At 65.9% G+C, this 23,529-nt stretch carries 25 protein-coding genes and 1 riboswitch; of the genes, 11 read left to right on the forward strand and 14 right to left on the reverse strand.

From position 1 onward, the window contains the following. Positions 1 to 138: 138 nt before the first annotated feature. The 5 genes from Sj15T_RS09675 to Sj15T_RS09695 all read left to right on the forward strand — a co-directional run bounded on the left by Sj15T_RS09675 (position 139) and on the right by Sj15T_RS09695 (position 4,703). Positions 139 to 423 carry a hypothetical protein gene (locus Sj15T_RS09675; RefSeq protein WP_013040835.1) on the forward strand — a complete coding sequence of 95 codons (285 nt, stop codon included), beginning with the start codon at positions 139 to 141 and terminating at the stop codon, positions 421 to 423. Between the two features lie 108 nt (positions 424 to 531). Further along, on the forward strand, positions 532 to 1,044 hold the full coding sequence (locus Sj15T_RS09680; protein WP_013040836.1) for a hemerythrin domain-containing protein: 513 nt from the start codon (positions 532 to 534) through the stop codon (positions 1,042 to 1,044). 143 nt (positions 1,045 to 1,187) lie between these two features. Further along, positions 1,188 to 1,352, forward strand: coding sequence for a hypothetical protein (locus Sj15T_RS09685; RefSeq protein ID WP_013040837.1), 165 nt, complete (start codon positions 1,188 to 1,190; stop codon positions 1,350 to 1,352). Positions 1,353 to 1,475: 123 nt separating this feature from the next. Continuing rightward, on the forward strand, positions 1,476 to 3,356 hold the full coding sequence (gene htpG / locus Sj15T_RS09690) for a molecular chaperone HtpG (RefSeq protein ID WP_013040838.1): 1,881 nt from the start codon (positions 1,476 to 1,478) through the stop codon (positions 3,354 to 3,356). A gap of 105 nt (positions 3,357 to 3,461) precedes the next feature. Continuing rightward, on the forward strand, positions 3,462 to 4,703 hold the full coding sequence (locus Sj15T_RS09695; RefSeq protein ID WP_013040839.1) for an FAD/NAD(P)-binding oxidoreductase: 1,242 nt from the start codon (positions 3,462 to 3,464) through the stop codon (positions 4,701 to 4,703). A 12-nt stretch (positions 4,704 to 4,715) separates the two neighbouring features. On the opposite strand, the gene Sj15T_RS09700 is transcribed toward Sj15T_RS09695, so the two are convergent. Then, positions 4,716 to 5,189 (reverse strand): 2'-5' RNA ligase family protein, encoded by a 474-nt coding sequence (locus Sj15T_RS09700; RefSeq protein WP_031286122.1) that lies wholly within the window; start codon positions 5,187 to 5,189, stop codon positions 4,716 to 4,718. Between the two features lie 138 nt (positions 5,190 to 5,327). Here Sj15T_RS09700 and Sj15T_RS09705 point away from each other — a divergent pair, with 138 nt between their 5' ends. After that, on the forward strand, positions 5,328 to 5,747 hold the full coding sequence (locus Sj15T_RS09705; RefSeq protein ID WP_013040841.1) for a hypothetical protein: 420 nt from the start codon (positions 5,328 to 5,330) through the stop codon (positions 5,745 to 5,747). A gap of 64 nt (positions 5,748 to 5,811) precedes the next feature. On the opposite strand, the gene metA is transcribed toward Sj15T_RS09705, so the two are convergent. The 3 genes from metA to Sj15T_RS09720 form a co-directional block, all read right to left on the reverse strand. After that, positions 5,812 to 6,744 (reverse strand): homoserine O-succinyltransferase, encoded by a 933-nt coding sequence (gene metA, locus Sj15T_RS09710; protein WP_013040842.1) that lies wholly within the window; start codon positions 6,742 to 6,744, stop codon positions 5,812 to 5,814. A 43-nt stretch (positions 6,745 to 6,787) separates the two neighbouring features. Beyond that, a riboswitch (SAM-I-IV-variant riboswitch) is annotated at positions 6,788 to 6,894 on the reverse strand. Between the two features lie 147 nt (positions 6,895 to 7,041). Further along, the gene (locus tag Sj15T_RS09715) at positions 7,042 to 8,010 is read right to left on the reverse strand and encodes a diacylglycerol kinase family protein (protein WP_007683697.1); all 969 of its coding nucleotides are present in this window, start codon (positions 8,008 to 8,010) and stop codon (positions 7,042 to 7,044) included. Positions 8,011 to 8,019: 9 nt separating this feature from the next. After that, positions 8,020 to 8,514: a DUF2141 domain-containing protein gene (locus Sj15T_RS09720; RefSeq protein ID WP_007683695.1), complete on the reverse strand. Its 495-nt coding sequence runs from the start codon at positions 8,512 to 8,514 to the stop codon at positions 8,020 to 8,022. A gap of 130 nt (positions 8,515 to 8,644) precedes the next feature. Here Sj15T_RS09720 and lptF point away from each other — a divergent pair, with 130 nt between their 5' ends. Together lptF and lptG are read left to right on the forward strand one after the other, a co-directional pair. Further along, positions 8,645 to 9,868 carry an LPS export ABC transporter permease LptF gene (gene lptF / locus Sj15T_RS09725; RefSeq protein ID WP_013040843.1) on the forward strand — a complete coding sequence of 408 codons (1,224 nt, stop codon included), beginning with the start codon at positions 8,645 to 8,647 and terminating at the stop codon, positions 9,866 to 9,868. Positions 9,869 to 9,871: 3 nt separating this feature from the next. Then, the gene (lptG, locus tag Sj15T_RS09730) at positions 9,872 to 10,975 is read left to right on the forward strand and encodes an LPS export ABC transporter permease LptG (RefSeq protein ID WP_007683689.1); all 1,104 of its coding nucleotides are present in this window, start codon (positions 9,872 to 9,874) and stop codon (positions 10,973 to 10,975) included. Position 10,976: 1 nt separating this feature from the next. On the opposite strand, the gene Sj15T_RS09735 is transcribed toward lptG, so the two are convergent. Then, a complete protein-coding gene (locus Sj15T_RS09735) occupies positions 10,977 to 12,044 on the reverse strand; it encodes a fatty acid desaturase (protein ID WP_013040844.1) in 1,068 nt (355 codons plus the stop codon). A 158-nt stretch (positions 12,045 to 12,202) separates the two neighbouring features. On the opposite strand from Sj15T_RS09735, the gene Sj15T_RS09740 reads away from it, so the two are divergent. After that, on the forward strand, positions 12,203 to 13,360 hold the full coding sequence (locus tag Sj15T_RS09740; protein ID WP_013040845.1) for a hypothetical protein: 1,158 nt from the start codon (positions 12,203 to 12,205) through the stop codon (positions 13,358 to 13,360). Positions 13,361 to 13,761: 401 nt separating this feature from the next. Here Sj15T_RS09740 and Sj15T_RS09745 read toward each other — a convergent pair whose 3' ends face one another. Then, positions 13,762 to 14,664, reverse strand: coding sequence for a diacylglycerol kinase family protein (locus tag Sj15T_RS09745; protein ID WP_013040846.1), 903 nt, complete (start codon positions 14,662 to 14,664; stop codon positions 13,762 to 13,764). A gap of 66 nt (positions 14,665 to 14,730) precedes the next feature. Between Sj15T_RS09745 and Sj15T_RS09750 the strand changes: the two genes are divergently transcribed. Then, positions 14,731 to 15,612 carry a metallophosphoesterase gene (locus tag Sj15T_RS09750; RefSeq protein WP_013040847.1) on the forward strand — a complete coding sequence of 294 codons (882 nt, stop codon included), beginning with the start codon at positions 14,731 to 14,733 and terminating at the stop codon, positions 15,610 to 15,612. A 180-nt stretch (positions 15,613 to 15,792) separates the two neighbouring features. Here the strand turns inward: Sj15T_RS09750 and xth are convergent, their stop codons facing one another. The 6 genes from xth to Sj15T_RS09780 form a co-directional block, all read right to left on the reverse strand. Beyond that, on the reverse strand, positions 15,793 to 16,563 hold the full coding sequence (xth, locus tag Sj15T_RS09755) for an exodeoxyribonuclease III (RefSeq protein ID WP_013040848.1): 771 nt from the start codon (positions 16,561 to 16,563) through the stop codon (positions 15,793 to 15,795). Positions 16,564 to 16,629: 66 nt separating this feature from the next. Further along, positions 16,630 to 16,956 (reverse strand): iron-sulfur cluster insertion protein ErpA, encoded by a 327-nt coding sequence (gene erpA / locus Sj15T_RS09760; RefSeq protein ID WP_007683676.1) that lies wholly within the window; start codon positions 16,954 to 16,956, stop codon positions 16,630 to 16,632. Between the two features lie 76 nt (positions 16,957 to 17,032). Continuing rightward, positions 17,033 to 17,755 carry a M23 family metallopeptidase gene (locus Sj15T_RS09765; RefSeq protein WP_338057847.1) on the reverse strand — a complete coding sequence of 241 codons (723 nt, stop codon included), beginning with the start codon at positions 17,753 to 17,755 and terminating at the stop codon, positions 17,033 to 17,035. 108 nt (positions 17,756 to 17,863) lie between these two features. After that, the gene (locus Sj15T_RS09770; RefSeq protein WP_013040850.1) at positions 17,864 to 18,673 is read right to left on the reverse strand and encodes a ferritin-like domain-containing protein; all 810 of its coding nucleotides are present in this window, start codon (positions 18,671 to 18,673) and stop codon (positions 17,864 to 17,866) included. Beyond that, positions 18,670 to 19,131 carry a thioredoxin-dependent thiol peroxidase gene (bcp, locus tag Sj15T_RS09775; protein ID WP_013040851.1) on the reverse strand — a complete coding sequence of 154 codons (462 nt, stop codon included), beginning with the start codon at positions 19,129 to 19,131 and terminating at the stop codon, positions 18,670 to 18,672. Before bcp ends, Sj15T_RS09770 begins: the two co-directional genes overlap by 4 nt. Before the next feature lie 2 nt (positions 19,132 to 19,133). Then, the gene (locus Sj15T_RS09780) at positions 19,134 to 21,821 is read right to left on the reverse strand and encodes a bifunctional [glutamine synthetase] adenylyltransferase/[glutamine synthetase]-adenylyl-L-tyrosine phosphorylase (protein ID WP_013040852.1); all 2,688 of its coding nucleotides are present in this window, start codon (positions 21,819 to 21,821) and stop codon (positions 19,134 to 19,136) included. An 82-nt stretch (positions 21,822 to 21,903) separates the two neighbouring features. Between Sj15T_RS09780 and Sj15T_RS09785 the strand changes: the two genes are divergently transcribed. Further along, positions 21,904 to 22,095 (forward strand): hypothetical protein, encoded by a 192-nt coding sequence (locus Sj15T_RS09785; RefSeq protein ID WP_013040853.1) that lies wholly within the window; start codon positions 21,904 to 21,906, stop codon positions 22,093 to 22,095. A 268-nt stretch (positions 22,096 to 22,363) separates the two neighbouring features. On the opposite strand, the gene Sj15T_RS09790 is transcribed toward Sj15T_RS09785, so the two are convergent. Both Sj15T_RS09790 and fsa read right to left on the reverse strand, forming a co-directional pair. Beyond that, on the reverse strand, positions 22,364 to 22,702 hold the full coding sequence (locus Sj15T_RS09790) for an antibiotic biosynthesis monooxygenase (protein WP_013040854.1): 339 nt from the start codon (positions 22,700 to 22,702) through the stop codon (positions 22,364 to 22,366). A gap of 106 nt (positions 22,703 to 22,808) precedes the next feature. Then, the gene (gene fsa, locus Sj15T_RS09795; RefSeq protein ID WP_013040855.1) at positions 22,809 to 23,462 is read right to left on the reverse strand and encodes a fructose-6-phosphate aldolase; all 654 of its coding nucleotides are present in this window, start codon (positions 23,460 to 23,462) and stop codon (positions 22,809 to 22,811) included. Positions 23,463 to 23,529: the final 67 nt, after the last annotated feature.

Below are 23,529 nucleotides of genomic sequence, written 5' to 3' on the forward strand. Positions count from 1 at the left end.
GCTCCGCCGTTCCGCCGCCAATCGCCTGAAAAGGGGGCAAAGCGCCGGTCCGCTAACATGGATAAGTCGCGGCGGAAGCGGAGGAACAGGCTGCCGACGGCCCTCGTTCTCATGGCGGGACCATCGCAGGAGAAGATCATGGACAAGCCCCGCAGGATACGGACCCGCCCGACCGAACATACACGCAACCCGAACCTCTCGACGGAGAACCAGCCGGAAGGCGCGGCCCGCCGTCCCAGCGACACGCTGGACCGCGAACCGCGGCGCGATCCGCAAAGCGGCGGCGCGATCCCGTCCAATTACGACCCGCGCACGATGACGCGGCGGGGCGAGGAAGGGGACAGCCGCGCCGGGCAGGATGAGGTCGGCGCCAGGAGCCGGCGGGAAGGCGGCGGACCACCGGCGGACGATCCTTCGACCTGACCCGATCCGCGCTTCGACCGCCGATTCCGCTTTTGCGAACGGTTCGCTTGGAACCGACGCATGGCTCGCGACTTCCACCGGAAGGACCGTGCAAGGAGGAGGAAGACCATGGCCAATCCGCAGTTCACCGACGCGATCGCCCTTCTGAAAGCCGACCATCGCAAGGTGGAGGATCTGTTCGAACAATTCGAAAAGGCCGGATCGCCGGCGCGCAAGAAGACGCTGGCGCGGCAAATATGCCTGGAACTCAAGATCCACACGCTGATCGAGGAGGAGATTTTCTACCCCGCCTTTCGCGGCAGGATAGAGGACGATACGCTGGATGAGGCCTATGTCGAGCATGACGGCGCCAAGCTGCTGGTCAACGACATAGAGGAAGGCGACCCGGCCGACGATTTCTTCGATGCCAAGGTCAAGGTGCTGTCCGAAGAGATCAAGCACCATGTCCATGAGGAGGAAATGCGCGGCGAGGGCATGTTCGCGCAATGCCGCAAGACCGACGTCGACCTGATCCAGCTCCGCGACGCGATGCTGGCGCGCAAGCAGGAATTGTTGAAGGAGGCGGAAAATGGCGCCCTCCCGCCGGCCAAGCCCCGCGTCATCCAACTGACGCCCGCCTGACGGGTTCGGAGGCTGGCCGCGCCGCTCCCCCGCCAGTCCCAGGGGCGCGGCAGCCTCCACAAGGCCGATTTCGACTAACCTGGGTGATGGGCGGTCCGGCCCGCTCCCGCTATGATCGCAAGGCAAAGACAAGGAGACAGCCCGTGTCCCGCCATGACGACGCGTCCTATTTCGAAGCCCGGGCCAAGGAGGAAATCCGCAAGGCGAGCGAAGCCAAGCAGCGAGGAGACAATGGCGCGATGATCGCCGTCCATGCCGAACTCGCGGTGCGCTATCAGGCCAAGGCCCTGCAATTGCAGCGCGGCTGATCCGATTCCCCGACCCCGCTTTCCCCCGCATGTCGGGAAGGCGGGGCGCCAGGCCTTGAAAGCCGCCCCTTTCCCCGCCATCTGGCGGTTCGGATTCAACTGGGGAGAGCTTTCGAAACCGCCATGACCAGCACGACCGACACCGCACCTGAAACCCGTTCCTTCGAGGCCGACGTCGCCCGGCTGCTGCACATGATGGTGCACTCCGTCTATTCGGACAAGGACGTCTTCCTGCGCGAGCTGATCTCCAACGCGGCCGACGCCTGCGAAAAGCTGCGCTACGAACTGCTGAGCGATCCAGCGCTTGCCGGGGACGATGGCCAGCCGCGCATCACCGTCACGCTCGATCCCGAAGCGCGCCGCCTCATCGTCGAGGATAACGGCATCGGCATGAGCGAGGCCGAACTGGCCGAGGCGCTGGGCACCATCGCCCGCTCCGGCACCCGCGCCTTCATGGAACGGGTCACGGCCGCGAAGGAGGGAGAAGGCGCGCAACTGATCGGCCAGTTCGGCGTCGGCTTTTACTCAGCCTTCATGGTCGCGGACAAGGTGGACGTCTTCTCCCGCCGCGCCGGGGCCGCCACCGCCGCGCACTGGGCGTCGGATGGTCTGGGCAGCTACACCATCCAGCCGGTCGACCCGGCGGAGGCTCCGGCACGCGGCACCCGCATCGTCCTGCACCTGAAGGAAGACGCCGCCAGCTATACCGAGGCGTTCACCACCCAGCGCATCGTCACCGCCCAGTCGGGCCATGTCCCCGTCCCCATCTTCCTCAAAGAAAAGCCGGATGCGGAGGAAAAGCAGATCGCGGACGGCGCGGCGCTCTGGACCCGTGCCAAATCCGACATCACGGCGGAGGAATATGCCGACTTCTACCGCAGCGCCGCCGGTCAGTTCGACGAACCCGCGCTGACGCTGCATTATCGCGCCGAGGGGCTGCACGAATATTCGGTGCTCGCCTTCCTGCCCTCCATGCGTCCGTTCGACCTGTTCGACCCGGACCGGGCCGGACGTATGAAGCTCTATGTCCGCCGCGTCTTCATCACCGACGAGGCGCAGATATTGCCGCGCTACCTGCGCTTCGTGCGCGGGCTGGTCGACAGCAACGACCTGCCGCTCAACGTCTCGCGGGAGATGATCCAGGAAAGCCCGGTCCTCGCCGCCATCCAGAAAGGCGTCGCCAACCGCATCCTGTCCGAACTGGACAAGCTGGCCGAGAAGGATGGCGAAGCCTATCTGAAGTTCTGGGACAATTTCGGCGCCGTCCTGAAGGAAGGGCTGTACGAGGATTTCGCCCGGCGCGAGACGCTGCTCGGCCTCGCCCGCTTCAAATCCACCGCTGGGGAGGGCTGGCGCTCGCTCAAGGACTATGTGGAGGCGATCAAGGACAACCAGACCGCCATCTACTACGCCACCGGCGCCGATCTCGACCGCCTCGCCTCCTCCCCGCAACTGGAGGGGTTCCGCGCCCGCGGCATCGAAGTGCTGCTGCTCACCGACCAGGTCGACAGCTTCTGGGTCACGGCCAGCGTCGATTATCAGGGCAAGCCTTTCAAGTCGGTGACGCAGGGCCTGGCCGACCTCAGCCTGATCCCGCTGGCCGAGGGCGAAGCGCCCGCCGCGCAGGCATCGGCGGAGGTCGACGGCTTCATCGCCTATGTGAAGGGCGTGCTGGGCGATGAAGTGTCCGACGTCCGCGCATCGGAACGGCTGACCGAAAGCCCTGTCTGCCTCGTCGCGCCCGACAATGCGATGGACCGCCAGCTTGAAAAGCTGCTGGCCGGGGCCGGTCGGCTCGACAATGCGGCCAGGCCGGTGCTGGAGATCAACCCGCGCCACGACCTGATCGCCCGGCTCGGCACGCTGGCGGAGGACAGCGCCCTGCGCGAGGATGCGGCGCGCCTGCTGCTGGACGAAGCCCGCATCGCCGATGGGGAGCTTCCCGCCGACCCCCGCGCCTTTTCAGGGCGCCTCGCCCGCATGATCGGCGGCGCGATCCGATGAAGCGCAGCGGCGGCCGGGTTCGTTCCGGCCGCCAATATCCGCTTGCCAGCCCCGCGAAAGCGGGCCAATCACGCGGCAACAGAAAAATGAGAGGATAGCGCGTCGATGAGCTATTATGACGTTCTGATCGTGGGCGCCGGACATGCCGGGGCGCAGGCGGGCATCGCGCTGCGCCAGCTCGGTTTCGAAGGCTCGATCGCGATGGTGGGCGATGAAAAAGACCCGCCCTATGAACGTCCGCCGCTGTCGAAGGAATATTTCGCGGGCGACAAGAGCTTCGACCGCATCCTGATCCGCCCGGCCAGCTTCTGGGAAGAGCGCAAGATCGACATGCTGCTCGGCCTGCGCGTGAAGTCGGTCGACCCGGCGGGCAAGTTCGTGACGGCGGGGGCCAAGGAAACGGGCGATAGGGAAATCGGCTATGGCAAGCTGATCTGGGCGACCGGCGGTTCCCCCCGCATGCTGACCTGCAATGGCGCGGACGCGCCCAATGTCCACGCCGTCCGCCGTCGCGACGATGTCGACGCGATGATGGCGAAGCTCGACCGGATCGGCCATGTGACCGTCATAGGCGGCGGCTATATCGGGCTGGAGGCGGCGGCCGTCCTGTCGAAATTCGGCAAGAAGGTGGTTCTGCTGGAAGCGCTGGACCGCGTGCTGGCCCGCGTCGCGGGAGAGGAACTCTCGCGCTTCTACGAGGCGGAGCATCGCGCCCATGGCGTCGACCTGCGCACCGGCGCGCGGATGGACTGCATCGAGGTCACGGACGGTCAGGCGACCGCCGTGCTGATGCAGGATGGCGAGCGGATCGCGACCGACATGGTGATCGTCGGCATCGGCATCGTCCCCGAAACCGGCCCGCTGATCGCGGCGGGCGCGGCTGGCGGCAATGGCGTGGACGTCGACGAATATTGCCGCACCAGCCTGCCCGACATCTATGCCGTGGGCGATTGCGCCGCCCATGCCAACAGCTTCGCACGGGGCGCGCAGATCCGCCTGGAATCCGTGCAGAACGCCAATGACCAGGCGAAGACCGCCGTGGCCCATATCATGGGCAGGGAAGAAGCCTATCATGCCGTGCCCTGGTTCTGGTCGAACCAATATGACCTGAAGCTCCAGACCGTGGGCCTTTCGACCGGCCACGACCAGACGATCCTGCGCGGCGACCCGGCAACGCGCAGCTTTTCCGTCCTCTATCTCAAGGGCGGCCGGCTGATCGCGCTCGACTGCGTCAATGCGGTCAAGGACTATGTGCAGGGCCGCGCCCATGTCCTTTCCGGCGCAGTGCTGGACCAGGCGCAGCTTGCCGACGCCACCATACCGCTCAAGGAAGTCGGCCTCGCCTGAGCGGACCGAAGGTCAGCCGCGAAAGCTGGCCTTCACCGCCAATTCCCACGGGCCGCCGCGATAATGCCAGGCCGCAAGCCCCGCGATGGCGAGCGGCCTGGGGCGAAAGGCGCGCCGCAATTCGTCCGCCAGCGCCTTCGCCTCCGCCGGTTCGACCTTGTTCTGCACCGTGATGTGAAAGCGCGGCCGTCCCTGGTCCTGCGGCACCAGCAGCCCGGCAAAGGCCTCCGCCAGTTCATCGCGCAACGCCGTCAGTTCCGGGCTTTCCACCCGATAGGCGACGCCCCGCCCCAACAGCATCACCTCCGCCAGCCGGGCGGCGGGCGGCGGCCCCGCGCACAGCGCCTTCAACCGCCGCGCCACTTCATCGAGGGCGGAGGGCGGCAGATGATGGAACAGCGTGACATGCGCCGGAACCCGGTTGCGCCCGGGCGGGAAATGCGCCCGACGCAGCCCTTCGGCCCAGCCGAAATCGGCCGCGCCCATGAGGGCCGTCACGATGATCGGTGCGGCCGAAGCCTCCTGCGCCAATGACCTGTCCCTTCTTTCGCCAAAGCCCGCCATCCCTTATGATCGATCGGGCGGGTGTCCACGCAAATCGCCCGCCCAAAGGGGGAAACAGCCATGACCGCGCCACGATCCTTCCGCATCGTCGGAATCCTGCTGCTGCTCTGGAACCTGATGGGGGTCGGCGCCTTCATCATGCAATATACCGCCGACCTCGACCAATTGGCGAAGACCGATCCCTATACCGCCCGCATCTTCGCGGCCATGCCCGGCTGGGCTTGGACGGCCTATGCCCTCGCGGTCGGCGGCGGCACGCTGGGCGCGATCCTGCTGCTGCTTCGCAAGGCTGCCGCCGCGCCCCTTTTCCTGCTCTCGGTCATCGCCGTGATCGCGCAGTTCGGCTACAGCTTCATCGGGACCGACCTGCTGGCGGTGAAGGGCGCCACCGCCGCGATCTTCCCGGCGGCGATCCTGATCGTCGCCCTCTTCCAATGGCGCTATGCCCGCGGCCTGATCGCCAAGGGCGTCCTTCGTTAGCGGCTGGAGCAGCTTGGGGCGGCATCGGTCCGCCCGCTCCAGGCTCCATCCGCGCAAAGGGGCGTCAAGCCGCCGACAGCGCCGCCGCCTGCCCCACCGCGTCGAGATCGAAGGGCGCGGTCTGGTACATTTCGTCGATCCAGTTGCCGAACAGCAGATGCGCGTGGCTGCGCCAGTGGTTTTGCGGCGTCCGCGCCGGATCGTCGCCGGGGAAATAATGCGCGGGCAACTGCCTTGCCCCATCGCGCGCATATTCCTCGGCCAGCGTAAGCGTGTCATATTCCAGATGGTTGAACATATGCAGGAAACCGCGCCCCGGATCGCCGATCAGGCACAGGCCCGATTCCTCGCTCTCGGCCAATATCTGCAATCCCCGCCCTGCCGGAATATCCTCCCGCCGCACTTCCGACCAGCGCGACACGGGGACGATGAAATCATCCGAAAAGCCCCGCATCCACGGCGATGAAGATGAAGGCACATGGACATGATGGCGGAACAGGCCGAAGGCCTTGCGGTCCAGCGGATGTTTCCCGACGCCGTGGAAATGGTGCAGCGCCGCCTGCGCCGCCCAGCAGATGCTGAGCGAGCGATGCACATGGGTCTGCGTCCAGTCGAATATGGCGCGCAGTTCGTCCCAATAGCTTACCGCTTCGAACGGAAGCTGCTCCACCGGCGCCCCGGTGATGATGAAGCCGTCGAACCGTTCGTCCCGCACGTCGCTCCACGGCCGGTAGAAGGACGCCATATGATCGGCTGAGGTGTTGCGCGACACATGGTCGCTGATCCGCACCAGCGTCAGTTCGACCTGCAGGGGCGTCGCGCCGAGCAGCCGGGCAAGCTGCGTCTCCGTGCTGATCTTGTCGGGCATGAGGTTCAGCAGCGCGATCCGGAGCGGACGGATGTCCTGCCGGACGGCATCGGCTTCGCGCATGACGACCACGCCCTCGGCCTCCAATGTGCGGCGGGCGGGCAGGTCGTCGGCTATCTTGATCGGCACGTCACGTCATTCCTCGTTGCGGAGCGACGCTTCACGATGTGGCTTGGGTCCGCTTGGTTGCCGGATCGGCCACATCCTCCTTGACGGAGTGCCACCTTGCCCGGATCGGCAGGTTGGCGTTGGGCGTCGCCCCAACTCTTGATGCTGTGCGCTCAATAGGGCGATGCCGGTCGTTTGGCAACCGCTGCTTTCGCCGAGAAAAGGAAAACTTGGAGGCTTGTCGGCGGATTTTCATATGAAATCTTCCCCGAGCACAGCGCGCGGCGGGGAGGATGGGAATGACGGCCGATCGCCCCCTTACGCCGCCAACCTCAGGAAAGGCACGGGTTGCGTCGAACGCAGCACGATGGGCCTGCCTTCCGACGCCTCGAACAGTTCGCCGTCCAATATGACGCTGCTATGGTCGCCCTCTATGCGGATGACGTCGCCCTGTTCCAGATGGATGCCCTGCATCTGCGACTTGCCGACGCGCCTGGTGATGCTGGCCCAGAACAGGCGCAGCAGGGCGGACAGGCTCTGGTCCACCGCCATCAGCTTCATGTTGCCGCGCCGGCTGTCCCCCGGCTGCACGCCCAGCAGCAATCGTTCCAGGGTGGTCACGATCAGCACCGCGAAGCGCCCCGCCAACTGCCCGTCGCGGATCAGGGATATGCGCACCGGCCGGCTGGATTGCGGCAGGAATCGGGCGCGGATGCCGAAGATCAGCGACACCAGCACCGCGATCACCGTCAGGAAATGGCTGAGACCGTTGGACAGGCCCAGCGGATAGATCTGGTTGCGGCAATAGAGCATGTAGTCGGCGAGGCCCGCCCCCCCCAGGAACATGCCCAGCACCGGCCGGCTTTCCGCCTGCCCGTCCGACAGGGCGATCAGCTCCCGCGCCACGACATGGTCGTCGACGCCCGCCTTGGCGATCTGGACGATCCTCTCCAGCGCCTTGATCGGATCGCCATGGATGCCCAGGTCCAGCGCGATCAGGTTGGTCTTGCCGTTGGGCAGCACCGCGATCGGCGGCACGCGGCCCTTGAAATGCTCGCCCTGGTACAGTTCCGTCAGCGCCGCCTGCACCGTGCCGTCGCCGCCGTTGATGACGATGACGACCGGATCGACGCGGGCGATGGTCTGCAGCGCCCGGCCGATCTGTTCGACATGCTCCACCTCATAATGGAAGATGTCGGGATTGCTGGCGCAATAGCTGCGCACGCGCGGAAGCGTCTGCCGGTTGCCCGTGGACTTGGGATTGGACAGAAGGGCGACGCGGACCATGGCGGGGGATCACATATATTTGAGGTTGATGGTGATCTTCGTCACGCCCGGCCCCGCATAGAAGGCGGCCTTTTCGACCCCCGGCTTGCCCAGGTTGAAGATGTTGATCGACGGATTGTTGGAAAATCCGCCGCCGTCGCGCGAAATATCCGTCTTGCCGTTGCCGTCGCGGTCGTGGCGCACGGCGATGCCGTAGCGGCCGGGCTGCGGCACCGGCATGCAGAAGCGCATGGCGCCATTGCTGGCCTTCACCGGCACGTCGATGCGGCCCAGCCATTCGCCCTTGGCCAGCCATGCGGCCTTGGTGGCGGGATAGGATTGCACGCGCACCTTGCCGGTCGAGGCGGCAAAGCCGCGCACGTCTACCAGAACCGCCGGGCCCTTGGCGTCCGCAGAGCAGCGTTCCAGGTCGTTGCCGATCTCCATACCATGGGCCAGGGCCGGCGCGACGGCGAACAACGCCCCTGCCGACATCAGACCCATTGCAACTTTGAACATGACCATCCAACTCCGTGAAGCTATAGCCGCCCGGTGACACCGGACGGCGAGCCCCTGTTCGCCCCGCAACTTGCCTGACTCGCATATGGGCGGGGTTTGCGGCCAAATCATGGTGATGGGACGACCACATAGAGAAATGCTGACCGCCACCGACAGATATCTCGCCCGCCTGATCGCCCTGCCCATGCTGGGGACGCTGGTGATCTCGGCCATGCTGCTGGTGCTCGACAAGATGCTGAGCCTGTTCGACTTCGTCGCGGCGGAGGGCGGGCCGGTCAGCGTCGTGTGGCGGATGCTGGCGAACATGATGCCCGAATATCTGTCGCTGGGCATTCCCATCGGCCTGATGCTGGGGATTTTGCTCGCCTTCCGGAAGCTGGCGCTGTCGTCGGAGCTGGACGTGATGCGGGCGGTCGGCCTGTCCTACGGCCGGCTGCTGCGCGTCCCCTATATGTTTGCGATCGCGCTGGCGCTGCTGAACTTCGGCATTGTCGGCTTCGTCCAGCCGCTGTCCCGCCATGCCTATGAGGCGTTGCGGTTCGAGCTGCGGTCGGGCGCGCTGGGGGCGTCGATCAAGGTGGGCGAGTTCACCAATCTGGGCAAGCGCATGACCCTGCGGATAGAGCGCAGCCTGGACGAGGGGCGCAACCTCCAGGGCATCTTCGTGCGCGCCGTGGGCAAGGACGGGCAGACCGTGGCGGTGACGGCGGCGCAGGGCGAGTTTCTGGCGACGGACGACCCCGACACCATCATTTTCCGCCTGCGCGACGGCGTGCTGGTAAACGACGCGCCCAAGTATAAATCGCCGCGAATCCTGTCCTTTTCCAGCCACGACCTGCCCATCGACCTGCCGCAGATAGAGCGGTTTCGCGGCCGCGACGTGGATCGGGAAAAGACCATCCCCGAACTGGTGACGATCGGCCATGATCCGGCCACGCCCGAAAAGCTGCGCAATGAAATCCGCGCCAATTTCCATTTCCGCATGGTGGAGGTGGCGATGATGCTGCTGCTGCCGCTGGCCGCGCTCGCCTTCGCGATTCCGCCGAAACGGTCGACTTCCGCGCTCGGCGTGTTCCTTTCCATCGTGTTCATCGTGACCTATCACAAGGTCAACGAATATGGGCAGGGCGTGGGATCGCTGGGCAGGATCGACCCGATCATCGCGCTATGGGGACCGTTCCTGCTGTTCGCGGGGCTGATCCTGTGGATGTACCATGTGATCGCGCACCGGCCCGGCGGCCAGCCGATCGCCGCGCTGGAATATGCCTTCGCCAAGATCGCCAAGCAGTTCCTGCGGCTGATCGGCCTTGTCCGCCGGCGGCGGCCGAAGGCGGAAACCCTGGCGGAAGGAGCCGCCTGACCCATGCATCAGTTCAACTTCTTCCCCTCGCGCCAGCTTGGCTGGTACATGGCGCGGCTGTTCCTGACCCGGACCTTCGCGGTTCTGGCGATGCTGGTCGCGGTGCTCCAGACGCTGGACCTGCTGGGCGAATCGGGCGACATCCTGGCCTATGCCGGCAATGGCGACGCGCAACTGTGGCACTATGTGGCCCTGCGCGCGCCGCAGATCGTGGCGCGGTTCCTGCCCTTTTCCGTGCTGCTCGGCACGCTGATCATGCTGGCCAGCCTCAATCAGAACAGCGAGATCATATCGATGAAGGCGGCGGGGCTGTCGGCGCATCAGATATTGGCGCCCCTGCTGGCCGCCGCGCTGGGCGTGGCGCTGATCAGCTATGCCTTCAACGAGCGGATCGTGGCGCGGTCGACCGCCCGGCTTTCCGCCTGGCAGGCGGTGGATTACGGCCCCCTGCCCCCCGAAACCGGCGTCAAGGCCAGTCCATGGGTGCGCGACGGCAACAATCTGGTGACGGCAGCCATTGTCGCCGGGCGCGGGACGGCGGTCCAGCTCCGCAAGGTGGAGATATTCAACCGGATCAACAACACGCTGACCACCATCGTCCAGGCGCCCAGGGGCCATTATGACGCTTCGACCAGAAGCTGGGTGCTGGAGGATGCGCGGCAGTTCGACGTGGCGCGGGGGACGGAACGGCAGATCGGCACCGTCCGCTTCGGCCGCGACATAAGGCCCGATCAGTTCACCCTGGCGAAGGTCGATCCGGACGCGCTCACCTTCAGCCAGTTGCAGGCGGCGATCAGCGACCTGCACGACGCCGGCCGCCCCACGGCCGAACTGGAGGGCAGCCTCTGGCACAAGCTGTCGGGGCCCTTGTCGGCCCTGCTGATGCCGATTTTAGGTTCCGTGGCCGCCTTCGGCCTGGCGCGGTCGGGGCAGTTGTTCGTGCGCGCCGTGTTGGGGATGGCGCTGGGCTTCGCCTATTTCGTGGCGGACAATTTCTCGCTCGCCATGGGCAATCTGGGGGCCTATCCCCCCTTCCTGGCGGCTTGGGCGCCATTCCTGCTGTTCCTGCTGGTGGGCGAAACGGTGCTGTTCCGGACGGAGGAGTAGATTAGCGCTTCCCCATCGTCGAACGCGCTATCTTCCCGACCAGCGGCCACATGCCGGGGTAATTGCCCCGATGATAGGGCGAATCGCTCGCCAGCGTTGCGACCAGCCGCTTATGCGCCTCGCCCAGCGCATGATAGGGCACGCTCGGCAGCAGGTGGTGCAGCGCGTGGTAGCGCAGGCCCACCGGCGCCCAGATCGCCGCGAAGGGCGATGGCGGCGGCACATTCACCGAATCCAGATATTGCGCGGTGACGGTCATCGCATCGCCCTCATTTTCCCAGAGATGCGCGACCAGCGTGCGAAGCTGGTTGATGACGGTCATGCCAGAATGCACCGCCATATAGGTGAGCAGCGGCTTCCACCCGAAGGCGAAGACGCTGCCGACCAGCGCCAGCGCGAACAGGCTGGCGCCCGCTTCCTGCCAGGCCCATTGGCGGGCGAAATCCCCCTCCGGCGCGCGGCGGCGATAGGCGGGGTTGATGGAAAGCGCGGAAAATTCCGCCACGATCCTTCGCCGCAATGGCGGGACGACCAGGCTGAGCGGCGTCAGCAGGCCGAAGCGCAGGATCAGGCCGACGGGGGCCAGCGACGCCACCAGGATGAACAAGGGCAGCGACCAGGGCTTCATCAGCGCCAGCGGCAGATATTCCGGATCGCTCGCCGTGCCGTAGCGGGTGCGGGCATGATGCTGCGTATGCACTTCCTCATACATGAAGCTGGGGATCATCAGCGGAATGCCGACGATCAGGTTCCAGCCGAAGCGGAAGCCGGGCAGCGCGCCCTTGCGGATATGGGTCAGTTCATGGATGAAGCTCGCGGCGCGGTAGAGCGCCAGCATCGCCGCCAGTCCGAACGCCAGCATGAGCGCGCTATTGTCGGTCAGGATCGCCCCGGCCAGCGCCGCATAGCCGACAAGGGCAGACGCCAGCATGTCGGGCCAGTAGATGGCGGGCCGCGCCGTCGACAGTTCGCGGGTCAGGTCGGCCGCCGCGCGCAGCATCGCCGCATCGTCGGGGATCGCGCTTCGCGTCCGCGACGCGGCTGCAATAAGGGGATCGTGCACAGTCATGCCGTGGTTCCTAAAGGGTAAATGCGCTGCAATTGGGGCAGCAACATGACGATTTCGTCATCCCGATCCGATCCGTTCATGTCCCGATTGACATTCCCGAAACAAGCGACGATCCGTCCTGATCCAACTCCCCTGCTCTTGCGAAAGCTCCCCCCGCCGTGGCCAATAACGAACTGGTGATCACCCCCGTCATGTCCAAGGCGGACCGCAAGGCTTTCGTGGACCTGCCCTGGCGGCTTTATGCCGACGATCCCCATTGGGTGCCGCCGCTGAAGGATGAGGTCTACAGCCTGATCACGCCGGGCAAGAACCCCTTTTTCGGTCATGCGGAGGCGCAATATTTCCTGGCGCGCCGGGGCGGCAGGGTGGTCGGGCGCGTGTCGGCCCATCTCGATCATCTGGCGCTGGCCCAGCCCGCCGAACAGGGCATGGGACCGGGCACGGGCAATTTCGGCCTGTTCGAGGCGGAGGACGCAGAAACCGGCGCGGCCCTGATCGCGACGGCGGAGGGATGGCTGCGCGCCAAGGGCATGACCCGCGCCCTGGGGCCGATCTCGCTGTCCATATGGGAGGAGCCGGGGCTGCTGATACAGGGCTTCGACCACAGGCCGACGGTGATGATGGGCCATGCCAGGCCCGAATATCAGGCCATGGTCGAAGGCGCGGGCTATAGCCCGGTCAAGCAGCTCAAAACCTATGAACTGGACATCACCCAGCCCTTCCCGCCGCTGATCCAGCGCATCGTCCAGTCGGGCGAGAAGAATGAACGCATCCGCATCCGCAAGGTCGACAAGTCGAAATTCGACAGCGAGGCTGCGATCATCCTGGCCATATTGAACGACGCCTGGGGCAATAATTGGGGTTTCGTACCGATCACCGACGAGGAAGTCGCGCATTTCGGCAAGCAGTTGAAGCCCATCGTGTTCAACGACCTGATCATGATCGCGGAACTGGAAGGGGAGCCGGTGGCGTTCATGATGACGCTGCCCGACCTCAATGAGGCGATAGCGCCGCTCAACGGCTCGCTCTTCCCCTTCGGCTGGGCGAAGCTGCTCTGGTGGCTGCGCAAGCCCCAGGTGCGGACCATGCGGGTGCCGCTGATGGGCGTGGTGCAGCGGCTGCAATCGTCGCGCCTGGCGAGTCAGCTCGCCTTCATGATGATCGAATATATCCGCCGCGCCGCCATCGCCAATTATGGCGCGACCAGGGGCGAGATCGGCTGGGTGCTGGACGACAATCAGGGCATGAACGCCATCGCCGACGCCATCGAGAGCAAGGTGAACAAGGTCTATCAGCTATATGAGAAGGCACTTTAGGGTGTGTGGGGATTCAGTCCATGGCGGGCTGCAAATAGCGGCTTTCTCCGCTTCCGGTGCTCACGTACTTAAGTACGCTCCGTCGAAACGAGTCACGCGCCTCGTTTCGAGGTTCTCGAAATCCACTATTTTCGCCGCGCCCTGAACTGAATCCCCACACACCCTAGACGGCGGTCGAATTCGGAATTTACCGGCTGGTCGATTTGCGTGGTTAGCGGACCTATCCTATTCCTCCCCATCGGGAGATGGGGAGGGGGACCATGCGAAGCATGGTGGAGGGGAAATGGCGCGACCTTCGAATTTCCCCTCCACCAGCCTACGGCTGGTCCCCCTCCCCACGCTTCGCGCAGGGAGGATTTCAACGTCAGTTATCGGCCATTTCCGGGCAATTAAAGTCTCGCTCAGGGCACGGCCACATCCACCGCTCCGGGCGCGATCCTGATTGTCGCGGGCGTCTTCGCCAGCACCTCGCCGTCGATGGAAATGCGCTGCGGCGGCACCGTTTCGATCCGGAAAGCCTTGCCGCGAAACTCCTCCGTCTGCGCGTCCCGGTCGCGCAGCTTGAAGAATTTGGCGTACCAGTCCCAGGCGAGCCGCGCATGGCTGCGGCCCACCACCGCCTGGACCACGATTTCCCCCGTGTCCACAGCGGCCTGGTCGGACAGTTCCACCCCGCCATGATAGGGGCCGTTGAGGATGCGCACCTCTGTCGCCCACATCCGGCGCTGCCTGACCCCATCGTCCAGCATCAGCCGGAAAGCGCGGAACCCTATGGAGCATTTGACCGCCCAGAGCAGATAGCCGATCCGCCCCAGATAGCGCTTCAGCTTGTGCGGCACCGTCTCCCCGATCCGGGGCGACAGGCCCAGCGAGGCCGCATTCACGAAATAGTCCCGGTCGATCATGCCCAGGTCGATGCGCCGCCGCCGGCCGCTGGATATGGCCGCCACCGCCCCCTCCAGGTCGAGCGGTATGCCCAGGGTGCGCGCAAAACTGTTCGCCGTGCCCAGCGGCAACACGCCGAAGACGCAATCCTTGCCCACCAGTTCGTCGACTGTCCCGGAAAGCGATCCGTCGCCGCCGCCGACGATCACCATCGGCGCGCCGTCCGCGACGGCATCGCGCACCGTTTCCTGCAATCGTTCCGGCTCCCTCACCGCATGCGCGGCGATCAGGCGCAGCCCCGCTTCCTCCAGCCTGGCCCTGGCGTCCTTGAACAGGGCCTCCCCCCGGCGGGAATGCACATTGACGATCAGCACCGCCTCACGGGGCAGATCCTTGGCGGGCGGCGATGTCGTTCCCATGCCTCAACAACACGCAACTGCGCCGCAAGGTCCGAAACCATAAAGCGGCTTGCCCGTTCATGGGTGATGGCCCGCATCGCTCATCTGTCGGACGTCCATTTCGGCGCCCATGATCCCCGCATCGTCGCCGCCACCGAAGCCTGGCTGCAACGGCATCGCCCGGACCTGGTGGTCATCAGCGGCGACTTCACCCAGCGCGCAAGGCCCGAACAGTTCCGGCAGGCCGCCGCCTGGCTCAACCGGCTGCGGGCGGCGGGCATGGAATTGCTGGTCGTTCCGGGCAATCACGACGTTCCGCTCTATGATCTTGCGCGCCGCTTCGGGGCGCCGCTGCGCCGGTACAAGCGCTATATCAGCAATGACCTCTGCCCCTTTTTCCAGGATGACGCGGTCGCGATACTGGGCCTCAACACGGCGCGGTCGCTGACGATCAAGGATGGGCGGATCAACCATGACCAGATGGACATGCTTCGCGCCAGCTTCGCGTCGGTCGCGCCGGAAAAGACGCGCATCCTCGTCACCCATCACCCCCTTTTCGCCATGCCGATCGGCAAGGGCGGGGAATTGAGCGAGGCCGTCGGACGGCATGAGGACGCCGTGCGCGCGGCGGCCGAGGCAGGCATCCACATCGCGCTGGCCGGCCATTTCCACCGCACCTATGCGGAGGCGGCGGACAGGATGGTGGCCCATGCCGGCGGCGCGCTGGTGATCCAGGCGGGAACGGCGACCTCCACCCGCCTCCGCAATGCCGAGCCGCAGAGCTTCAACTGGCTGCACGTCCACCGCCATGACGAGATCGAATTGCAGGTGGTGGTCTGGGACGGCGCCAGTTTCCAGCGCGGGCATCATGTCGCTTATTTCCGCCAGGGGGGCGCGTGGATCGGACAGGACATGGCCGATCCAGCGGCCTTGCCGGGCATCAAGGTGGCGGAGGCGGCGAAGGGGTGAAGGGTGGTTCGCCGTCATTCCCCCTCCCGCAGGCGGGAGGGGGTTAGGGGGTGGGCGCGACCCCGGACTTGATCCGGGGGAGCTTCCGCCTTCTCGGTTAGGGAAGGACGCCGCTGGCGCGGCGACCCACCCCCGGCCCCTCCCGTCTACGGGAGGGGAGAAAAATGTCGTCAAAGCAGGTTACGACAGTTCCACCCAGGTCGGGGCATGGTCGCTCGCCTTTTCCCGCCCTCGGAAATCCTTGTCGACCTGCGCGTCGATCAGCCGGTCGGCGGCGGCGGGACTGAGCAGCAGGTGATCGATCCGGAACCCCGCGTCGCGCGGCCAGGCGTTCATCTGATAGTCCCAATAGGTCCATACCCTGCCCGCCGGATGCCGGGAAGCGATGGCGTCGGTCCATCCGTCGCCCAACAGGCGGCGATAGGCGGCGCGGCTTTCGGGCTGCATCAGCGCGTCTTCGGCCATCGCCTTGACCGAATAGACGTCCCTGTCGCGCGGAATGACGTTGTAATCGCCCGCCAGGATCGCCGGCACTTCCTCCGCCCAGATTTGCGCGGCGCGGTCGCGCAGGCGCTTCATCCAGCGCAGCTTGTAGTCGAATTTCGGCCCCGGCTGCGGATTGCCGTTGGGCAGGTAGATGCTGGCGACGCGCAGCCCCTTCACATCGGCTTCCAGATAGCGGCTATGCTCGTCCTCCGGCTCCCCCTCCAGGCCCCGGCGGACCTCCACCGGCGTCTCTCCCCGCGCCAGTATCGCGACCCCGTTGAACCCCTTTTGCCCGTGCCAGATCGCGCCATAGCCGACATCCTCAATATCCCTGACCGGGAACGTGTCGTCGGATGTCTTGATCTCCTGCAGGCAGGCGATGTCGGGGCGCGTCTCGTCCAGCCACTCCAGCAGGCGCGGCAGGCGCGCCTTGATCCCGTTGATGTTGAAGGTGGCGATGCGCATGGCCGAAATCTCCCTGCGCGCATCCCTAAAGAGGAGAGACCCCCTCCGACAAGGGCGGGACAGATTTTAAATCGAAAAGCTGGTGCCGCATCCGCAACCGGCGGTGGCGTTGGGGTTCGTGACCTTGAACGCCTTGCCGCCCAGATCGGAGACGAAATCGACCGCCGATCCGCGCACCAGATCGATGCTGACATCGTCCACCACCAGCGTCACGCCGTCGCGCTCGACCATGATGTCATCCGCCTCAACCGCTTCGGCCAGGCCGAAGCGATATTGGAAGCCCGAACAGCCGCCGCCTTCGACAGCCAGGCGCAGGATGGCGGGCTTGCCCTGCTTGGCGGCTATGGCGGCCACGCGGGCAGCGGCGGAGGATGTGAGATCGATGTCGGTCATCGCGCTTAAATAGGATCAAGCAAAAGGCCCGACAAGCTCTCGCCTGCCGGGCCTTGGTAAAGAGACATCGGCCGGCTCAGTCCGCCGCCTTTTCCTGGGCCTTGGTCGGGCCGCCGATGGCGATCGGCGGCTTGGTGTTCATCGCCACCAGATAGTCGGGGCCGGCGACGAAGGGGATCGGGTTGATCGCCTGGCCGTCGACGCGCACTTCATAATGCAGATGGCTGCCCGTCGAGCGGCCGGTCGAGCCCATGAGGCCGATCAACTGGCCGCGATGGACATAGCTGTTGGGGGAGACCAGCAGCTTCGACATATGGCCGTAGCGCGTTTCCATGCCGCCGCCATGCGAAATCTGGACCAGGTTGCCATAGCCGCTGGCCCATCCGGCGCGGCTGACGATGCCGTCGGCGGTCGCGTAGATCCGGGTTCCCGTGGGACCGGGGATGTCGATGCCCTTGTGCATCCGGGCGCCGCCGTTGAACGGGTCGGAACGGACGCCGAAATTGGAGGTCAGGGAGAGTTTCTCGACCGGACGGCCGGAGGGGATGTAATTGGCCGACTTCGCCTGGCCGTCGAGCCGCTGGAGGCTGGAGAAGAGGTTGGAAAAGCCGACATCGGCCGGGCCGAGCGCGCTGGTGTTGATTTCCGACGCATCGCCATAGGGATCGTCCTCGTCCGCCTTGGCCTGGGCCGGGACGGCGGCGCAGAGCGCGCCTGCCATGCCCATCGCTCCGGCAATTTTAAGTGCAGAACGGAACCATCGCGCAACGCGCGCATTTTCAAACTGTAGAACCAACATGCCGACCCCGACTCTCGACCGGAGGCTTTGCGCCCCTCGGCCTATCCCCACGTTTACAAAATGCGGCTGATGCCGCCACCCGCTGTCCGCAAGAGGACATGTCGCGGCTCATTGTGCAAGCGGAGTGTAAAATTCCCGCGTTAAACCGGCTTGTCGGCGCGCCGAGTCGTTGAACGGCGGCTTCAACGCCCCCCGAAAGTGGCGTTTCACAAGGATTTGGTAATGATTTGCGGGGTTCAGCCCCATTCGCTTCGTCGCATGGCCGAACCATGTCGTCCCGGCGGAGACGTGGCGGATTTCATCGGTCATGATCCGCTGCAACATGCGCGCCGACGCTTCGTCCCCCGCGTCCCGGAAGCGGACGATGGTGGCGGGCGTGATGTCCAGCGCCCGCGCCTCCAGCACCATCGGCACGATGGCCAGGCGGGCGAGCGCATCATGCGCCGTCTCGCTCGCCGCCTGCCACAGCCCGTCATGCGCCGGCAGGGCGCCGTAATGGCTGCCGAACTGCCGCAGCCGCCGGTCGAGCAGCGCGAAATGCATCGCCTCGTCAGCGCCCACCCGCATCCATTCGCCGGTGAATTCCCGCGGGAATTCCGCTCCGAACCGCCCGATCAGGTCGAAGGCGAGGTCGATGGCCACGAATTCGATATGGGCCAGCGCGTGCAGCATCGCGATCCGCGCCCGTTCCGAACCGATCCTGCCGCGCTTGGGCATGCGGTTGGGCGGCAGCAGTTCGGGCAGTTCGGGGCGCGCGGGCCGTTCCGGCATGACGGCGTCGAAACGATGCGCCAGCCGCCCCAGCCGCCAGTTCCGCGCCGCGGCCCGCGCCGCCATCAGCTTGGCCAGCGGATCGGGGGTCAGCAGCACATGGGCGCATGCCGCGCCGACGCTGTCGATGGAAACGGGCAGCGTCAAAGGCCCTGTCCGGCCTCCAGCACTTCGGCGGCGTGCCCCTTGACCTTCACCTTGGGCCAGGCGCGCAAGATCTTCCCATCGGCGCCGACCAGGAAGGTCGCCCGCTCGATCCCCATATATTTGCGGCCATAGAGCGACTTTTCGACCCAGGTGCCGAAGGCTTCGCACATCGCGCCCGTCTCGTCGGAGGCGAGCGTGACGGCGAGGCCATATTTCTCCGCGAATTTCTTGAGCCTGGCCGGCTTGTCCTTCGATATGCCGACGACCGGCATGCCCAACGCCGCGAAATCGGCCGCCAGCGCCGTGAAGTCCCTGGCTTCGCTGGTGCAGCCGGGCGTGTCCGCCTTGGGATAGAAATAGACGACCAGCGGCTTGCCCCTGTAGCGCGCCAGGGTGAAATCCGCGCCGTCCGCATCCTTCAGCGTCACTTCCGGCACGGCATCGCCCACGTCCAGCATCGTCATTCCTCCTTGAAGGGCGCGGCCAGCGCCGCCCATGCGTCACCCACCCTTTGCCGGGCCTCGCCGTAGCTTTCAAGCAGCGCATCCCAGCTTTCGACGCCGCAAGCCCGCGCCACCAGAGGCCGCGTGGCGTGCGGAGGCTCCGTCGATTTCGGCGAAACGAGGCGGGAAACGACGAGAAAGCGGGTGATGAGATCGTGGGCCGGGATCAATTCGCCCGGCAGGTGGCCGGCCGCCGCAAGCTGCTCCAGCGCGGCGCGCAAATCCGGGTCGAACGCCATATTATGGCGGAACTGGGTGATGTGGATCAGGAATTCCAGGTCGACCAGCCCGCCCGGCACCAGCTTCACGTCCAGATCGCTTGCGGGCGGCTTGTGCCGGGCGATGTCGCCGCGCATCTTCACCGCATGGCGCGCCAGCTCGTTGAAATCGCGCGGCCGCTCCAGCGTCTCGGTCAGGATCGCGCCCAGCGCCGCCCGCGCCGCGTCGGAGCCGAAGACCGGGCGGGCGCGGGTGAGCGCCAGATGCTCCCAGGTCCAGGCCTCCTCCCGCTGGTAGCGGGCGAAGCTGTCGAGGCTGACCGCCAGCAGGCCTTGCGCGCCGGAGGGGCGAAGGCGGGTGTCGACCTCGTACAGCGGCCCCGCCGCCGTTTGCACCGACAGGGCATTGGTGATGCGCTGGCCGAGCCGGTTGAAATATTGCGTCGCGCCCAGCGGCTTCGCCCCATCAGATTCGGTTTCGAAGCTGCCGGTGAAGAGATAGACGAGGTCGAGGTCGGACGCATGGGTCAGCACCCCGCCGCCCAGCCTGCCCAGCGCCAGGATCACCATCTCGCCGCCCGGCACCTTTCCATGGGCGCGCTCGAACTCCGCGACGGTAGCGGCCGTGAGCGCCTCGATCGCGGCTTCGGCGACGCGGCTATAGCCCCGACCCGCCTCCAGCGGATCGCCGCCCCGGATGATCTGCGCGCCCAGGGCGAAGCGGCGGTCGTTCACCCGCTGGCGCACCCGGTCCAGCAGCGCCTGATAATCCTCCCCCTCCTCCAGCCGCGCGAACTGGGCGGCCAATATCCCGACAGGCGGCGGCGGGTCGAAGGCGGAGGTGTCGATCAGCCCGTCGAGCAGCTCCGCCCGCCGCCCCAGCGCGTCGGCCAGCGTCGGCGCATGGCTCAGCAGTTCGGCCAGCAGTTCCACAAGGCCGGGGCGCGCCGCCAGCAGCTTGAAGAAGTTGATCGCGCTCGGCAGCCGCCCGATCAGGTCGTCCAGCCGGTTGAGCGCCCGCGCCGGATCGGGCGCCGCCGCCAGCGTGCGCATCAGCCCAGGCAGCAATTGCTCCAGCGCCTCCCGCGACGCGCCGCTGCGCAGCGCCCGGACCGTGCCCGAACGCCAGCGCGCTATCCGCGCCAGCGGCGTTTCCGGATCGGCAAAGCCCAGTTCGGCAAGCTGCGCCTTCAATCGATCCTCGTCCAGCGACAGCGATTCGCCGGGAGCCGCAGGGGTCAGCCGGTCGTAATTGCCGCCCACCCACTGCACATGCGGGCGCAGCAGGTCGAGCAGCGCTCCGCCATGCTCCAGCCCGTGCAGGCGCGCGACATTGTCCATCGCCTCGGCCGACTTGGGCAGTTCATGGGTCTGGCGATCCTCCACCATCTGCAATCGATGCTCGACGGTGCGGAAGAGGACATAGGCTTCGTCCAGCTTCGCGGCGACCTCCGCTTCGAACACGCCCGCCGCCGCCAGGGCGCGCAAGGCCTCGCGCGTATTGCCCGACCGCAGCGAGGGATCGCGCCCGCCATGGATAAGCTGGTGCACCTGCGCGAAGAATTCGACCTCCCTTATGCCGCCGCGTCCGCGCTTGAGGTCATATCCCGGCCCGAAGGCCTGCCCCTGCGAATAATGGTCGCGGATGCGGCGCGAAATGTCGGTGATCGCGTCGATGGCCCCGAAATCCAGGCTGCGCCGCCAGACGAAGGGGCGGATCGCCTGCATGAAATAATCGCCGAGCGCCAGGTCGCCCGCCGCCGGCCGCGCCCGGATGAACGCCGCCTGCTCCCAGCCGAGCGCGGTCGATTCATAGTAGCCGATCGCCGCTTCCACCGGCAGGGCGATCGGCGTCGCCTCCGGAGAGGGGCGCAGGCGAAGGTCGACGCGGAACACATAGCCGTCGCCGTCGCGGGCATTCAGCAGTTCGCTGACCCGCCGGCCGATGCGCACGGCCGCGTCCGCCGGATCTTCCCGCTCGCCATGGGGCAGCGTCCTGGGATCGTAGAGCAGGATCGGGTCGATGTCCGATGAATAGTTCAGTTCCCGGCTGCCATGCTTGCCCAGCGCCAGCACGACGAAACCGCGCTTCTCCGCATCTGGATAGCGCTCCGCCATGGCGGCGGCCAGCGCCTCCTCCAGGGCCTGGTCGGCAAAGTCCGACAGGGTGCGCGTGACCCGGTCCAGTCCCCAGGCGCCCGCCAGATCGGCGGCGGCCGTCACCAGCGCCACCGCGCCGCGCCTGCGCCTCAGCGACCGGGCGATGCCGTCATCAGGCGCCGCCACCCGCTGCGCGGCGGCCCAGGCGCCCTCGAAGTCCCCGCTCCCGACCAGATCGGCGACATCCGGAAAGCGATCCCATTGCCGGGCCAGGAAGGGCGAATGCGCCCTGATCCTCGCCGCGACCGCCAGACGGTCCGTCACCATGAATCTCCCATAATGGAGCCGATATTGCGTGCCATCGTGACGAACGCCAGAAACTTTTGCGCGGCTGGGCAGTTATTCCACCATGGAAATGCAACGAAAACCCTTTAGCCGGTCGGCCCGGGTTCAGGACGGCGCGATCCGCCGCGTCCTGAACATCGGCGTGCCGCAGCCCTATGAGGGCATCGGCAATGCGTTGCGTTCGACCTTCCGCGCAGGCGGCGGGGCGGTTCCCGACGACATGCTCGACCTTCTGGCGAAACTGGACGAACATTAGACGGCGTTGATGCGGAGTGACCTGGGTGGGAAGCCGCCAATCCCCTATTCGTCACCCCTCCCTCTATTCGTCACCCCGGACTTGATCCGGGGTCCCGCTGTCTTGGACGAGGCGCGGCACTCAGACAAGAAAGCGGGACCCCGGGTCAAGCCCGGGGTGACGGGAAACTAATGACCGCAACTGGCCAATTCCCGAAATCACGGAATGTCCCCGTCCGAGGCAGCATCGACGCCCTCAGCCGTTCGCAAAGGGCAATCATGGAAAATCCTCATTCCTCCGGCCCTCCCGCCGAGCGCAGTAGCAGGTCGTCCGTCACCGTCATGGTGAAGATGGGATCGGCGTCGGCCGGCACTTCTGCGATGGCGTCGACGAAGGCGGCGCGGGTTTCGGGGTCGTCATAGACCATCTTCCGGTCGAACGCCGCGCGCCAGGTCGCCTCGTCCGGCCATTCGGCATAGCCCACGAAGCGGCCGTCGGCGTCTCGGTGCAGGCGCGAACCGTAGCTGCCATATTTCTCGCGGATCAGGTCGGTTCCCCGGCGCCAGGCCTTGCGGAACTGATCCTCCTTGCCGGGGTGGACGCGCCACCAATAGACCGCGACGAACATCGGCTCTCTCCTTTGGGAAGAGAATGAACCGCCCGGCCAGGAGTTGCGACGGAAAAGATATGCCACCGCGCTCCTGCGCAGGCAGGAGCCCAGTTCAATGCCGGAATTACAGAACCGACTGCCCGGTCTTTTCCCAATCCGCCAGGAAGCCGGCAATGCCCTTTTCGGTCAGCACATGGTTGAACAGCGCCTTGATGACGGAGGGCGGCGCGGTCATCACGTCGGCGCCGATCTTGGCGCTTTCCAGCACATGGATCGGGTGGCGGACGCTGGCCACCAATATTTCGGTGGCGAAGGCATAATTGTCGTAGATCAGGCGGATGTCCTCGATCAGCTTCATGCCGTCGAAGCCATTGTCGTCATGCCGCCCGACGAAGGGCGAGATGAAGGTCGCGCCCGCCTTCGCCGCCAGCAACGCCTGGTTGGCGGAGAAGCAGAGGGTGACGTTCACCATCACGCCCTCGCCCGTCAGCGCCTTACAGGTCTTCAGGCCGTCGATGGTCAGCGGCACCTTGATGCAGACATTGTCGGCGATCTTCCGCAGGACGGCGGCTTCCTTCATCATCGTCTCATGGTCGAGCGCGACGACCTCCGCCGAGACCGGGCCATCCACGATGCCGCAGATTTCCTCCACCACTTCCAGGAACTTGCGCCCCGACTTGTGGATCAGCGAGGGGTTGGTGGTCACGCCGTCGAGCAGCCCGGTGGCGGCAAGGTCGCGGATTTCGTTGGTGTCGGCGGTGTCGACAAAGAACTTCATGGGGTCTGCTCCGGCGGAGGAAAGGTCGAATCGCCTTCCCTTTAGCCGCTCCCTGACGGATTAGCCA

The sequence above is a fragment of the Sphingobium sp. TA15 genome (genome assembly GCF_037101235.1).
In the GTDB taxonomy this organism is placed as follows: Bacteria; Pseudomonadota; Alphaproteobacteria; order Sphingomonadales; family Sphingomonadaceae; genus Sphingobium; species Sphingobium indicum.